Origin of the sequence: Parageobacillus sp. G301, from assembly GCF_030268025.1 — a bacterium.
GTDB classification, from domain to species: Bacteria; Bacillota; Bacilli; order Bacillales; family Anoxybacillaceae; genus Parageobacillus_B; species Parageobacillus_B toebii.
This window is the reverse complement of the sequence record NZ_BSDB01000001.1, coordinates 128,035-141,821: the sequence shown is the minus strand read 5'-3', so window position 1 is coordinate 141,821 and position 13,787 is coordinate 128,035. Positions and strand designations below refer to the sequence as shown.

15 protein-coding genes and 2 riboswitches are annotated in these 13,787 nt (G+C 42.0%); of the genes, 6 read left to right on the top strand and 9 right to left on the bottom strand.

Annotated features, from left to right (window positions below):
- The first annotated feature begins 75 nt into the window (after positions 1 to 75).
- Complete coding sequence (locus QSJ37_RS00725) at positions 76 to 1,182, top strand: histidine kinase N-terminal domain-containing protein (RefSeq protein ID WP_062756027.1); 1,107 nt, start codon at positions 76 to 78, stop codon at positions 1,180 to 1,182.
- A 45-nt stretch (positions 1,183 to 1,227) separates the two neighbouring features.
- Positions 1,228 to 1,587, top strand: coding sequence for a hypothetical protein (locus tag QSJ37_RS00720; protein ID WP_285752745.1), 360 nt, complete (start codon positions 1,228 to 1,230; stop codon positions 1,585 to 1,587).
- Positions 1,588 to 1,607: 20 nt separating this feature from the next.
- Here QSJ37_RS00720 and QSJ37_RS00715 read toward each other — a convergent pair whose 3' ends face one another.
- Together QSJ37_RS00715 and QSJ37_RS00710 are read right to left on the bottom strand one after the other, a co-directional pair.
- A complete protein-coding gene (locus tag QSJ37_RS00715) occupies positions 1,608 to 1,748 on the bottom strand; it encodes a hypothetical protein (protein WP_285752743.1) in 141 nt (46 codons plus the stop codon).
- 72 nt (positions 1,749 to 1,820) lie between these two features.
- Positions 1,821 to 3,761 carry a YxeA family protein gene (locus tag QSJ37_RS00710; RefSeq protein ID WP_285752741.1) on the bottom strand — a complete coding sequence of 647 codons (1,941 nt, stop codon included), beginning with the start codon at positions 3,759 to 3,761 and terminating at the stop codon, positions 1,821 to 1,823.
- A gap of 341 nt (positions 3,762 to 4,102) precedes the next feature.
- Between QSJ37_RS00710 and QSJ37_RS00705 the strand changes: the two genes are divergently transcribed.
- A complete protein-coding gene (locus QSJ37_RS00705; protein WP_285752739.1) occupies positions 4,103 to 5,491 on the top strand; it encodes a peptide MFS transporter in 1,389 nt (462 codons plus the stop codon).
- Positions 5,492 to 5,577: 86 nt separating this feature from the next.
- Positions 5,578 to 6,936 carry a S8 family peptidase gene (locus tag QSJ37_RS00700; RefSeq protein ID WP_285752737.1) on the top strand — a complete coding sequence of 453 codons (1,359 nt, stop codon included), beginning with the start codon at positions 5,578 to 5,580 and terminating at the stop codon, positions 6,934 to 6,936.
- A 15-nt stretch (positions 6,937 to 6,951) separates the two neighbouring features.
- Here QSJ37_RS00700 and QSJ37_RS00695 read toward each other — a convergent pair whose 3' ends face one another.
- Positions 6,952 to 7,536: a YitT family protein gene (locus QSJ37_RS00695; RefSeq protein ID WP_285752735.1), complete on the bottom strand. Its 585-nt coding sequence runs from the start codon at positions 7,534 to 7,536 to the stop codon at positions 6,952 to 6,954.
- Between the two features lie 204 nt (positions 7,537 to 7,740).
- Positions 7,741 to 7,930: riboswitch (Lysine riboswitch) on the top strand.
- 158 nt (positions 7,931 to 8,088) lie between these two features.
- On the opposite strand from QSJ37_RS00695, the gene QSJ37_RS00690 reads away from it, so the two are divergent.
- Positions 8,089 to 9,561 carry an amino acid permease gene (locus QSJ37_RS00690; protein ID WP_285752732.1) on the top strand — a complete coding sequence of 491 codons (1,473 nt, stop codon included), beginning with the start codon at positions 8,089 to 8,091 and terminating at the stop codon, positions 9,559 to 9,561.
- A 25-nt stretch (positions 9,562 to 9,586) separates the two neighbouring features.
- On the opposite strand, the gene QSJ37_RS00685 is transcribed toward QSJ37_RS00690, so the two are convergent.
- The 3 genes from QSJ37_RS00685 to QSJ37_RS00675 all read right to left on the bottom strand — a co-directional run bounded on the left by QSJ37_RS00685 (position 9,587) and on the right by QSJ37_RS00675 (position 10,179).
- Positions 9,587 to 9,754: a twin-arginine translocase TatA/TatE family subunit gene (locus QSJ37_RS00685; protein ID WP_015864102.1), complete on the bottom strand. Its 168-nt coding sequence runs from the start codon at positions 9,752 to 9,754 to the stop codon at positions 9,587 to 9,589.
- Between the two features lie 75 nt (positions 9,755 to 9,829).
- Positions 9,830 to 10,009, bottom strand: a complete 180-nt coding sequence (locus tag QSJ37_RS00680) for an H-type small acid-soluble spore protein (RefSeq protein ID WP_285752727.1) — start codon at positions 10,007 to 10,009, stop codon at positions 9,830 to 9,832.
- Positions 10,009 to 10,179: a hypothetical protein gene (locus QSJ37_RS00675; protein ID WP_285752726.1), complete on the bottom strand. Its 171-nt coding sequence runs from the start codon at positions 10,177 to 10,179 to the stop codon at positions 10,009 to 10,011. The genes QSJ37_RS00680 and QSJ37_RS00675 overlap by 1 nt, the downstream gene beginning before the upstream one ends.
- 100 nt (positions 10,180 to 10,279) lie before the next feature.
- On the opposite strand from QSJ37_RS00675, the gene QSJ37_RS00670 reads away from it, so the two are divergent.
- Positions 10,280 to 11,275, top strand: a complete 996-nt coding sequence (locus QSJ37_RS00670) for an acyltransferase family protein (protein WP_285752723.1) — start codon at positions 10,280 to 10,282, stop codon at positions 11,273 to 11,275.
- Between the two features lie 40 nt (positions 11,276 to 11,315).
- On the opposite strand, the gene thiE is transcribed toward QSJ37_RS00670, so the two are convergent.
- From thiE to thiM, 3 genes are read right to left on the bottom strand one after another with little or no spacing between them, the layout of a single operon-like run.
- Positions 11,316 to 11,975 carry a thiamine phosphate synthase gene (thiE, locus tag QSJ37_RS00665; protein ID WP_285752721.1) on the bottom strand — a complete coding sequence of 220 codons (660 nt, stop codon included), beginning with the start codon at positions 11,973 to 11,975 and terminating at the stop codon, positions 11,316 to 11,318.
- 11 nt (positions 11,976 to 11,986) lie between these two features.
- Positions 11,987 to 12,790, bottom strand: a complete 804-nt coding sequence (thiD, locus tag QSJ37_RS00660; RefSeq protein WP_097354950.1) for a bifunctional hydroxymethylpyrimidine kinase/phosphomethylpyrimidine kinase — start codon at positions 12,788 to 12,790, stop codon at positions 11,987 to 11,989.
- 14 nt (positions 12,791 to 12,804) lie between these two features.
- Positions 12,805 to 13,614 carry a hydroxyethylthiazole kinase gene (gene thiM / locus QSJ37_RS00655; RefSeq protein ID WP_062755287.1) on the bottom strand — a complete coding sequence of 270 codons (810 nt, stop codon included), beginning with the start codon at positions 13,612 to 13,614 and terminating at the stop codon, positions 12,805 to 12,807.
- 61 nt (positions 13,615 to 13,675) lie between these two features.
- A riboswitch (TPP riboswitch) is annotated at positions 13,676 to 13,787 on the bottom strand.

Below are 13,787 nucleotides of genomic sequence, written 5' to 3'. Positions count from 1 at the left end.
TTTTACCTCTATTCTACCTTTTCCTTCCTTTCTTATAATAGAATCAAAAGAATATAAAAAACGAGGTGACATTGTTTGACGTCTGCAGCAAAAAAATTAGTTGCATATTTAGATGAACATTTTTCCGATTTCCTCTCCTACTGGCGAAACCAAATGTATATCGCTGATAACGATAAATATATCGATCACGTAGAACGTAATGGAATAGAGATGTTCCAACTTATCAAAGAAAGGTTAGCTGACCCCGCATCCAGCAGAAAAGATATTGAACATCTTGCTTACAAAATTGCAAAAGAACGTGCAGAAACAAACATGAATATCGGTGAGTTTGTTTACAATACAAATCTTGGACGAAGATTAGTCGTGAAGTATGCACTTCAGTCAACATTGTCAATGGAAGAATTGCGCCCTCTCATCGACGAAATCAATCTTTTGTTTGATCAATTTTTGTTTTATGCCGTTACAAAATATGCTGAGTTGAAAGAAGCAGAGTTGCGGGAGAAAAATTTATTTATCACCCAATCCCATAAGGACCGCTTAACACTGCTTGGACAAATGTCATCGAGCTTCGTACACGAATTTCGTAATCCACTTACTGCCATTATGGGGTTTATCCAATTATTAAAATTCGAACATCCAGATTTACCATATCTCGGTATTATCGATCATGAACTTCAGCAATTAAAATTCCGCATTTCGCAATTTCTTCATGCATCAAGAAAAGAAATCATAGAAAGCGAAAAAGAAACCTTTTCGCTTTTGCGTCTATTCGAGGAAATTATTGAATTTTTATATGCAAGTATTGTCGATGGAGACGTAGAAGTATCCATGGACATTGACAAATCGATACATATCTTCGCCTATAAAGATCAGCTTCGCCAAGTATTCATCAACATTTTGTTAAATTCCATTGAAGCGGTGAAAGAAAAAGACAAGCCCCGTTGCATTTATATCGACGCTTTCCGTCAGAACGAGTCCGTTTATATTAAAATCACTAACAATGGTCCGGCAATTCCGGAAGAATTGGTCCAAACGATTTTCGAACCGTTTTTTACAACCAAAAAATTAGGAACAGGAATTGGCCTTTACATTTGCAAAAAAATCATTGAAGATCACGGCGGGCAAATTACATGTACCTCGAATAAACAAATGACTTCTTTTTCCATCATGCTGCCCGCATAAACAAGTTAGGAGCAGGGGCATACTTGAATAAAAAAGGTGAGAGCAATGTTCGAGTTATGGAAAAACTGGATGAAACAAACGGCGAATGCGCTAATAGACCGGCTGCAGCGGGAGAAACATTCCTTTTCCGATATCGCCCAACTGATTCGGGAGCATCCTGACACTTCGATATCCGTAAAAACATGGCTCGGTCTAACGTATCGCTTTTACTCCCTACATTTAGACAACGCAGTCTTAACAATGGAAACAAAGAAGACGAGGGAACACGACGAATATATTTTATTTATATCTGTTGCTTCCCCTAACACCGCTCCCATTGTTTACCGTTCTTATGACGAAAAAAGCGATCTTCACGAGACGATCGCAACTCCGCCGCTTACAAAAAAAACCGCACCTGTATCATAACAAGGTGCGGTTTTGTCTTTCTATCCTTTTATACCATGAAGCCACTCCTCATAACATTCCGGGCACAACGCTTTTTCATGCTCTTCGTTTGAAACATAAAACGATACATAATGAACTTGATCATCGCATTCGCACTGGCAATAAAAACACGTTTCATTCATATAGCTCCCTCCCCTATCCGTTAGTGTGGACAGAGGAAGATATGTTTTTGCGAGTAAACTGCTCCCAATCGATTACGGATAGGTAAGGGAAAGCAAATAATCAATCACTGCTTCTTGCTCTTCTTTCGTAAAACCCTCCTGTGGATCAATCCAGTAACGATGTCCATCACCGCTTACATGCACAGCGCGAAGTTGCGGATCAGAAGCGTTCGCATGGATCACTTGCTTCCTTAGTGTTCGGTCCATCAACGCGCGAAGACTATTGCGCGCATCGGGCACAATGCCCTTTCCCAGCGTTCCCGTTAAACCGAGCTCCCCGTTCGGTCCGACCGCAACTCCCCCATCATGGAGATAAGGAGCGCTCCAAGAAAGGCCGATTAAGCTAGGCACTTTATACCCCCCTGGAGAATTGCCATGGGCAAACGCTAAACGTATTTGTTCTTTGTCCAACTGTTCTGTTGGCACTTTTAATACTTTCGCGTTTTTTGGAACTGGTACAGGTGTATCCGGAGCATAGAAAACCGCTTCACCAAATACTTTTTCTGTTTTCTTCAATGCTTGTGCCCGCGACGGCTCGGTTCCTACCACCTTCGCCGAAACAACACGATTATTGGTTAAATATGCCCCCGCATGACATCGTATACATCCAGCTCTAACAAATACATCACGCCCCCGTGCTATTTGCTCTGCATCTATTTTTGCGCTTAGAGTTGGCGGATTAATCGTGTTTTGCCAAGCAGCTACAGCATTATTTTGCTCATTGAATCGATATCCCGGTTCACTAACCACTAACCCGTCCGGCGCAACGAGCGATACTTTCGGAAATTGCGGCGGAGCAACGAGCTTGTTGACACCGACAACCCCAGGGGTCGGGTCCACCTTTGCAAAAAACTCAGATGGTTTTTCGTTCACATTCGGTTTATAGCGAAATTTCGGATTCGCAGCATTTTGCAGTATCGTTCCAATATATACTTCTTTGTCCACTCCGAATAACGCTTCGCTAATTTCCGATTGTGCAAGAGAATCAGCGTTTTGAGCGTGAACATTATTGCTAAATGCAGAAAGCCCACGGAACGATCCAGCTGCCGCGAACCCGCTCCATCCGTATGGATGATCTCCTAATGTAAAGGAATCCGGTATTTGTGACGGATTTGCCTTCATATCGATAGTAGAATCGAAATTCCCCCGCGGCCAACTTACGAAAACACGGTCTACCTCTTTTTCGAGCAATTGCGGATCAGGAAGCGATGATTTCCGCCCTTTTGAATCCACCACTGCCCAGTCAAGAGAACGAATATAGCTTTTGAGCGATGTTATGTCCGCATGTGTAAAATAAGCGGCTGAATTGGTTGCTAACGCCATAAGCAACCCAGCATTTAAATCATTGTTAGGCGCACCTTCCACCACTTTTTTCGTTTTCGGATCAACCGTCGCGTGACAAGCAGCGCAACTAATGCCAACGCGAAGCTTACCATGATCCCAAACAACCGGCATTCCTAACGGCAAATAGGATCCTTTAGGGACATCGATGCCTGTGTCAATTTTTTCTCCTTTTCTGTATGTTCGATCGCCAATTGTAATATCTTCTGCCAGCTCAACCTGTAAATTTGTCGTCCCCTTCCCTTTTAAAGCAATAATTGCCTTAGCAATATTTGTCATCTTTAACGGTCCGTTCACAAGCCCCATAATATCGGTTAAAAACACTTCATTGCCAAATGTTTCTTTATAAAATACCTCTCGTCCTAATTGAAGCAGCTGTTTATCAACAACAATAGCACCGTGTTTAGCAGAAACAGGCGTTTCTTTACCATCTGCAGATAATTTTTCTTCCTTTCCGGTTTCCGCGCTAATCCATTTTCCCCAAATATCTGTCCCCGTTTGATTATTCGCTTCATATTTCACTACATCGTCTTCCTCAGGAAAGAACACATATTCGACATTGGTGTTGAAAAAAAATCCTCCACCGATTAACAATATAAGGAAAATGACAACGATGATACATGTTTTGCGCATTCCTTCTCACCGTCCATCAAGAATATGTAACACGCATAGTGTACCCCCTTTAATGGAAATTACCCATATTATTACAGTAAAAAAAGAGGAGTAAACCTTTGCATCTATCTGATTATGAAACTTTATTAACATATACAATTTTTTAAATTTTATTAAAATAGAACAAAAAATTATTTTAATAAAAGTATTTTATTTGATCTCTTGTATAAAATAATGGTGAAAACCTTGTTAAAAATTTAGAATTATCTATTTATATATAATTTTATTGACATATAAATATTTTGTAAATTAAAATTAACACTGTATTAACAAAGTCATTATATTAGCAAGGAGGAAATATAATGAGTGCATTACCGGAAACACAGACGTTGCAAAATCAGCGCACAAAAATGAAGCACCCTCCCGGGCTTTATTTATTATTCTTTACAGAGCTTTGGGAACGATTTAGCTATTATGGAATGAGAGCGATCCTTGTTCTTTATTTAACAACAGAACTTGTCAGCGGCGGATTAGGAATAAAACCAAGCGTCGCAATGACGATTTATGGATTCTTTACTGGCGCTGTTTATTTCACCCCGCTCGTTGGCGGTTATTTGTCTGACCGAGTTTTAGGCAGAAGATTGGCGATTACGATTGGCGGTATTACGATGGCGCTCGGTAACATCGTACTCTTTGCCATCAATAACCAAACTGGGCTATATATCGGCCTAATTTTATTGATTATCGGTAATGGCTTCTTTAAACCAAATATTTCAACACTTGTCGGGGAACTTTATGCTCCAAACGATAAACGGAAAGACGCAGCATTCACCATTTTCTATATGGGAATTAACTTGGGAGCATTATTTGCGCCACTTGTATGCGGATATTTAGCGGAAAAATATTTCGCAACGAACATCAATGGCGTCATCCATTACGGATTTAAATACGGATTTTTAGCTGCTGCGATCGGTATGATTATTGGACAATTAATTTTCAATATATTTGGAAATCGTTATTTAGGAGATATCGGTAAAAAACCTACCGGCGCACCAGTGAAAACAAATAAGGAAACAAAAACAAAAACACCTTTAACAAAACAAGAAAAACAAAACGTTGCCGTTATTTTTATTTTAACATGCTTTGTTATTTTCTTCTGGGCTGGATTTGAACAAGCGGGAAGTTCGTTAACATTGTATACAGACAAATTCATCGATAAATCGATTGGCGGCTGGACGATGCCTACTTCTTGGTTCCAATCACTAAACCCATTCTTTATTATCGTGTTGGCACCAATTGTTTCGCAAATCTGGATCAAGCTTTCGAATTCAAAACGCGGTGACTTGCCAATTCCAGCAAAAATGGGTCTTGGCATGATTTTACTTGGTCTTGGCTTTGCCGTACTAATTCCAGCTGTATTACAAACAGGAAGCGATGAACATCATGTTGTTGAAAAAGCGAATTTGTTATTCATTATTTTCACTTACTTCCTTCACACGCTCGGTGAACTTTGCTTATCACCGGTTGGATTGTCCATGGTAAGTAAACTTGCTCCTGTTCGATTAGCATCGCTTCTCATGGGTGTATGGCTAGCGGGAACTGGTGTCGCGCAATTGTTGGCTGGCCAATTAGCGGCGTTTACGCAGTCGTTAGGCTATTTAGAAATTTTCAGCTTAATTAGCGGTGTAACCATTGGACTAGGGCTTATTTTGCTATTATTGACGAAAAAACTTGTGCGAATGATGAACTAAAAAAGCTGGATCCCGTTTATGGGACCAGCTTTTTTTCATAATTTTTTTCTGTTGGCTCACCCTATAACTAGTGAGGTGACACATCGATGAATAAACAAACTCTTTTCGCTATCACTGCTGGAGTTGCTATTCTTTTTATTATGATTGCAGCAATTGTGACGACATATCGTCCGACAGTCCACCATGAAGAAACGAATCAGTTAAGACCGAAACCAGCCCCTTATGTGGCAACGACGCCCCGTTCCCATCCGACTGTCGTTACATTGGATAGTCTAGCAATGGGCGAAAAAATCAAAAACAAGTTAAACAGCCGCCCGAAAATAATAAAAATCGATCATAACGGCCGCGACAAAAGCCATTATTTTAATCATGAAATTACGGTTCGGTTTCGAAAGCTTCCTACAGCACAAGAGCTCCAACGAATAGAACGAGCAATCGACGGAAAATTGATCAATCAGTTTGATCATTTTTTTATCTTTCGTTCTAACAGCAAAACATATCATGAATTACGCTATTACTTTCAATCAATTCCAACGGTTGCCTACAGTGAGCCAAACTACATTTATTTGCAAAACGAAATCCCGAATGATTTATTATATTCACGTTATCAATGGAATTTGCCAGCAATCGACACCGAAGCAGGCTGGCGATTGTCTCGAGGAAAGAAAAGCGTCACCATTGCCATTATTGATAGCGGCGTTGATTTAGATCACCCTGATCTCGTTCATCGCCTGCAAAAAGGATATAACGTTCTCGCGAATAATAACGCTCCGGAAGATGATAATGGTCACGGTACGCATGTAGCCGGCATCATCGCCTCACAGCCAAACAACGGTGAAGGTGTTGCCGGAATGACATGGTTTAATTCAATTATGCCGATCAAAGCATTAAATTCAGAAGGATATGGAACTGCCTTTGACGTGGCAAAAGGGATTCGCTGGGCGGTAGATCATGGGGCAAAAGTCATCAACTTAAGTCTTGGGAATTATCAGCCGTCCACTGTATTAGAAGAGGCCATCCGTTATGCGTATGATCGCGATGTCGTACTCGTTGCCGCCTCCGGAAACGATAACACCGCACAGCCTAGCTTTCCAGCGGCATATCCTGAGGTCATCAGCGTTGGTGCTGTTAATCCCGATCTTTCTTTCGCACATTATTCTAATTATGGAACGTATTTAGATGTGGTAGCACCAGGAACAAATATTGCCAGCACTTTTTCGCAGCATCGATATGCAGCACTTTCTGGGACATCCATGGCTGCACCGCACGTAACTGCATTAGCTGGTCTCATTCGTTCAATGAACCCGCATCTTACGAACGATGATGTAAAACAAATCATTATCGAGACAGCTGCTGACCTGGGGGAAAATGGCAAAGATCCGTATTATGGATATGGTTTAATCAATGTATATCGCGCACTAGAGCAGGCAAGCAGTTGGCGTTAACGATACGGGTGGAGATTACATAACATGGCGTCTCCATCCGCCTGTCTGTGTTAACATAGTTGTCGCGATGCCTACTATCGCTACTACAACAAGCGAATAAAGAAACGAAGTGGAATCAATGATGAAACTCCCAACCGCAATAATAAACGTATCCATCATAAAAATAATAATTCCGACATTCCAATTCGTCATTCTCGCAATAAATTGTGCTAATAAATCCGTCCCTCCCGTGCTCGTCTCCTCCCGCAACATGATGCCGATTCCGATGCCGACTAAAACTCCGCCAATAATGGAACTGATCATTGGATCAAGCATAATGACGCCACGCAGCACGGAAAATATATCAATCATCAATGAGGAAAACAGTAAACCATGAAGGCTATTATAAAAAAATGGGCGATAGTAAAACCAAGCCATAATATAAAGGGGAATACTTAATAAAACAATCGTTAATCCTACTTTTACATGCCAAATATATTTGACGATTAAACTAATTCCAATAATCCCCCCATCTAACAAATGATGGGGAACTAAAAAAACATTAATCCCGATTGCAAGAAACATACTTCCAATAATAGTAATAGTCATTTTTTTTAACATCAGAGCGCCACCCCATTGTTCTTTACAGCTTACTTCAATCAAAATTGGTGCGCTATAAAAAAACATCGATATAGTTATTATATGGTGGCATTTTCAAAGACTTTCTCTTATTTCTAATTTTCTATTGCTATAATTACAATAATAGATTAAAATAAAAATATATTAGTATAATTGAAGTATAATTGAATATGCCGCTCATTCGACCATTGAAGTAGAGGTCGCAGCTTTTATGAGTACGGTAAACGAGACGCAGAGCACGTCAACGACTTTACCGGAAAGGAAAAGCTGCCGAAGTCTGGGCATTTCTCTGGGTGCTCAGGCTGGGGTTGTCACCGAATAGGGGCAACACTGTCATACCCGCATGAATTTGAGGGTATGGAGCGCTATCTTCATGGGAGAGTTGATGTATGCAGTTATTTCATCACTGCCGTCGAATCTCCTTCGACGGCTTTTTTTATTATATGGATGTCACAGAACATCTTATTAATAAAAATTATTAATTTTTATATTTTTCAGCATAATATTGGTAAATAATAAAGGAGTGATTCATTAATGAAAACAGCAACAAAAACAATGGTTGCTTCTTCTGCAGCTCCCTTTTCTGAGAGCGGATTGCGGCGAAAACTAAAAACACGCCATTTAACGATGATTTCCCTCGGAGGAACAATCGGTACAGGTTTATTTTTGGCAAGCGGCGGAGCAGTACATACGGCAGGGCCCGGTGGAGCACTTGCGGCATATATAGCCATTGGCATTATGGTGTACTTTTTAATGACAAGCCTTGCGGAAATGGCCGCATACATGCCTGTTTCTGGATCTTTTAGCACATATGCAACGAAATTCGTTGATCCTGCATTAGGGTTTGCATTAGGATGGAATTATTGGTACAACTGGGCGATTACGATCGCCGCGGAACTATCTGCCGTCACGATGATTATGAAATTTTGGTTTCCGAATAGCCCATCGATTTTATGGAGCGCGCTTTGCTTAAGCATTATGTTTCTTTTAAATTACTTATCGGTGAAAGGATTCGGAGAAGCGGAATATTGGTTTTCTCTCATTAAAGTGGCAACTGTCATCGTGTTTTTAATTGTCAGCTTCCTGATGATTTTCGGAATCATGGGCGGTGAAGCAGTTGGCTTTAAAAACTTTACCATTGGAGATGCCCCGTTTCATGGCGGCTTTATGGCTATGTTAGGAATCTTTATGGCGGCGGGATTTTCCTTTCAGGGAACGGAATTGTTAGGGGTCGCTGCTGGAGAAACAGAAGATCCGGGACACAGCATTCCCCGTGCCATTCGCCGGGTGTTTTGGCGCATTTTGTTATTCTATGTATTAGCTATTTTGGCAATCGGCTTGTTAATCCCTTATACAGATGAAAGACTTGCCAATGACGATGTTACGGTTAGCCCGTTTACACTCGTATTCGATAAAGCTGGAATCGCCTTTGCTGCTTCGGTAATGAACGCCGTCATTTTAACTGCTGTCTTATCGGCAGGCAACTCTGGCATGTACGCATCTACCCGCATGCTTTGGGATTTAGCCCGTGAAGGGAAAGCGCCAAGATTTTTAGCGAAACTGGATAAACGCGGAGTTCCGGTAAATGCGCTTATTGTTACTTCATTAATAGGAACGCTTGCTTTTTTAGCTTCTTTCTTTGGCGATGGTGTCGTTTATACATGGCTATTGAACGCTTCCGGAATGTCAGGGTTTATTGCATGGCTCGGGATCGCGATCAGCCACTATCGATTCCGTAAAGCGTATATTGCTCAAGGGAAAAGCCTCGATGATTTACCGTATAAAGCGAAATGGTTCCCGTTCGGTCCTATTTTTGCATTTATTGTTTGCACCATTGTTATTTTAGGACAAAACTATCCGGCTTTTATTGGCGGAACGATCGACTGGTATGGGGTTCTTGTTTCGTATATCGGCCTTCCGCTCTTTATTATCGTCTGGCTTGGGTATAAGTTTGTGAAAAAAACAAAAATCGTTCCGTTGCATGAATGCGATTTGGAACAAAAATAAGGACTTGGTATGTATTACCAAGTCCTTATTTTTGTACTTTTTGCTCTTCATCATCGATAATTCCTTTTGTCGCATTTTTAAATTCACGCAACGTTTTTCCAGCCGCTTGTCCTAATTCCGGCAATTTTTTTGGGCCAAAAATTAATAGCGCGAAAAAAACGATAAGGGCAATTTCTCCAAACCCGATGTTCATACGATTCACTCCAATATGCTTATTCATTTTTTATTATTATACCATACCCAAAACGCAAGCGCCATTCGAATACGATTATTGTTCTTGCAGAAGGCGAACCGGTACCTCCATTTCTTCTTCTGGACGATTTTTTATATAAATATGCGCCATTTCCCGTTCTTCATCCACGTGTTGAATCATTACTTGTTGCCCCTCGTATGTAACTGGCACGATTTTTCCCAATTCAGCGATTTGTCTCGCACGCATGACTTCCATTACGAATTTTCCCTCCCTTCTTCGTCCGCTTTGGCGCTATCTTCCGCTAACGCACGCAGACTTTTCCAAAATAAATCTTCATTGCATATTTCTTTAAGTTCTCCTTCGTCCCCTTTCGCGTTGATTACTTCTAATAACTGGGTCATATCGGTAGTTTCTCGTTCCATCATCAAATTGTCACACCTTTCCCAAAAATTGATATGCTATTGACCCCTCAAAAAAGAAAAAGTATTATTCGAATTGGTATAGATAAGAAGGGAGGAAGATACAATGAGCGAACGCGATTATTACTTTGACAATGCAAGATGCGCACTGATGCTTCTCGTCGTGTTCGGTCATTTTCTCCGCCCGTATATTGATAATGTGCTCTGGGTGCATAGCTTATATATTTGGATTTTCTTTTTCCACATGCCGGCGTTTATCTTTATCTCAGGTTATTTTGCAAAAAAATTTCATGAACAAGGATATTTAAAAAAGATAACAAAAAAATTATTGCTTCCCTACCTTATTTTTCAACTGTTGTATTCAGTTTACTATTACTTTTTATATCAAAAAGATTCCATTGAATTCGATTTGCTCACTCCCCAATGGAGTCTATGGTTTTTAATTAGCTTATTTAGTTGGAATTTGTTATTATGGATCTTTGCCAAAATCCCAAAACACGTTTCACTATTGCTTGCCCTTCTTTTGGGAGTAGGAGCAGGCATGATCGAAGCAGAGAAATGGCTAAGTATATCGCGTACGTTTACGTTTTTCCCATTCTTTTTATTAGGATTTTTCCTTCAAAAAAAGAATATTGAACGATTATTTACATGGCGCGTACGTTTATTTTCACTATTTGCACTAGTCGGGATGTTTATCATGATTCATTTCGGATTTCCTGATTTGCCGCAAGAATGGCTATACGGTTCCAAATCATACGATACGCTCGGCGTACCAGAGGAAAAAGGAATTTTCGTGCGTCTGGTCATTTATAGCGCAAGCACTCTGATGATGGTCAGTTTTCTCTCGCTTATTCCAAACCGTCGTTTTTCTTTCTCGGTGTTAGGCACAAGAACATTTTATATTTATATTTTGCACGGGTTTATTTTAAAATACTTGCATGAAACAAAACTTCCAGATTTTATTATGAGCATTCACGGTTACCCGCTATTACTAGGATTGTCCGTCATCGTTGTGCTTGTTCTTGGAAGCAAACCGATTGTACGCATTATGCGCCCACTTTTGGAATGGCAATTTCCGAAAAAGAAACAGGCTGTTTCTTAAATGGCAAAAAAGAAGGTGCCCCAACACATTCGGGGCACCTTTATTCGTTGTTGAACACCGTTTGAACGAGTTGTTTTGCTGCCATAAACGGGGATGCAGCCGAAGCAATTGCGCTAATGACGGAAACACCGTCCGCTCCGGCGTTCATCACTTCACCAGCATTTTCCGCGGTAATGCCTCCAATGGCCACAAGCGGAATATCGACTCCTTGATCACGAAGAAAGCGAATAATCTCAGGACCTTGCGCTTTCTTCGCATCTTCTTTCGATTTCGTTGGATAAATTGGTCCAACTCCGATATAATCGGCACCAGCAGCGATCGCCGCTTGCGCTTCTTTCAAATTATGTGCCGACACTCCAAGAATTTTATCGCCGATTTTTTCGCGGACGATGCGCGCATCTTCATCATCCTGCCCGATATGCACACCATCGGCATCAAGAGCTAGCGCTAGTTCGACATCGTCATTGACGATAAACGGTATGCCGCGCTTTTTGCAAATATTTTGCAGCTGTCTGGCGAACTCGTATTTTTGTTCACCGACAAGCGCACCGCTCCCTTTTTCGCGAAATTGAAACAGCGTAATTCCGCCATCAATCGCTTCTGTTAATACTTCTAATGGCTGTTTTTTACAATTTGTACTTCCCATAATAAAATATACTTTCAATCGTTCTCTCATTATTTCGCTTGCAATTCGGGCCACTTTCCATTCACCTACCGCGCTTGTTTCTCCCGGTACGCCCAATGATTTGTCGGGCCGTGACCGTGGCCGATGCCTAATTCATGACTAATGGCGGCTTGAATAAACGATTTCGCTGTCTGCACTGCTTCTTGCACCGTTTTTCCTTTTGCGAGTTCTGCCGTTATCGCTGCGGCAAACGTGCATCCTGTTCCATGCGTATGTTTTGTATCGATTCGCTTGCTTGTGAAATAGAAAAATTCACTTCCGTCATATAATACATCGACCGTTTCTTCTCCATCATCGTCGTGGCCGCCTTTGATCACGACGTATTTCACTCCTAGTTCATGCAGACGTTTCGCCGCTTCCTTACGGTCCTCAATCGTTCGAATCGTATGGCCGGTTAATGCTTCCGCTTCCGGAATGTTCGGAGTAACCACCATCGAAATCGGAAGCAAATGCGTTTTTAATGCGCTTACCGCCTCTTCTTGCAATAGCGGAGCACCGCCTTTGGCAATCATGACCGGATCGACGACGAGGCGTTCCCACCCGAATTGTTTCACTTTCGAAGCAACCACTTCAATAATTTCCGCACTAAACAGCATTCCGGTTTTTACAGCATCCGCTCCTAAATCGGTTCCGACGGATTCAATTTGTTGCGCGACCGCTTCCGGCGACAATGGGTATACTCCTTGCACGCCGAGTGTATTTTGCGCCGTTACCGCTGTTAATGCGGACATCCCAAATACACGCAATTCTTGAAATGTCTTTAAATCCGCTTGAATCCCAGCACCGCCGCCGCTGTCCGAACCAGCAATCGTTAACGCTTTATATACCATGATTTTCTCTCCCTTCATTCTACTCGTTCAATGCGACCGTATCGGCTGATCTCATCCGCTCCTACGCGGAAAAGCGCGTCCAAAAAGGCGATTTGAAAGCTGCCCGGTCCTTCGTCTCCTGCATTTTTCGCAGCGATTTCCGCGGCAACTCCATAGATGACAAGCGCCGCCGCCGCCGCTTTTAACACATCCCGCTCTACAGCCGCAAATGCGCCAATAACAGATGTCAATAAGCAGCCAGTTCCGGTCACTTTCGTTAACAACGGATGCCCGTTACGAATGATATACGTCGTATTTCCATCTGTTACAACATCCTCTTTTCCTGTAATGGCGACTACTGTTTTCAGCTGCTCGGCCGCTTTTTTCGCAAGCGATACGACATCCCCGCTGCCTTCTCCCGCATCGACGCCTTTAATGGTCCACGATTCGCCGATAGTATTCGCGATTTCCGCCGCATTGCCGCGAATGACAGACAGTTGGACCGCGCTCGCAATGTTTCGCGCCGTCTCCGTGCGATACGGCGTCGCCCCGGCGCCAACCGGATCGAAAATAACAGGAACGCCAGCTTCGTTTGCCGCTTTTCCGGCAATGATCATCGCTTCCACTTCTGTTGGATTTAATGTTCCGATATTTAAGACAAGCGCCCCCGCAATTTTTGCCATATCCGCAACTTCCTCTTTCGCATACGCCATGACCGGTGAAGCACCTAACGCAAGCAGGCCGTTTGCCGTAAAATTCGTTACGACAACATTCGTAATGTTATGTACAAGCGGATTGGCTTGTCTAACCATTTGCAATGCGTTTATCGCTTCTTGGTTGTTCATTTCCCATCCTCTCCCTTTTTTGCGAATAAAAAAACACTTTGCGCGCAAGCAAAGTGTATACGGATCCCACAGTCACTTTCCCTGCGCTGGCATTACCCAAACAGGTTCGAACGGTCAACGGCGGAATTAGCCGTACTCTCAGCCTGCTTCCGCAAGCTCCCGCAAAACAATAT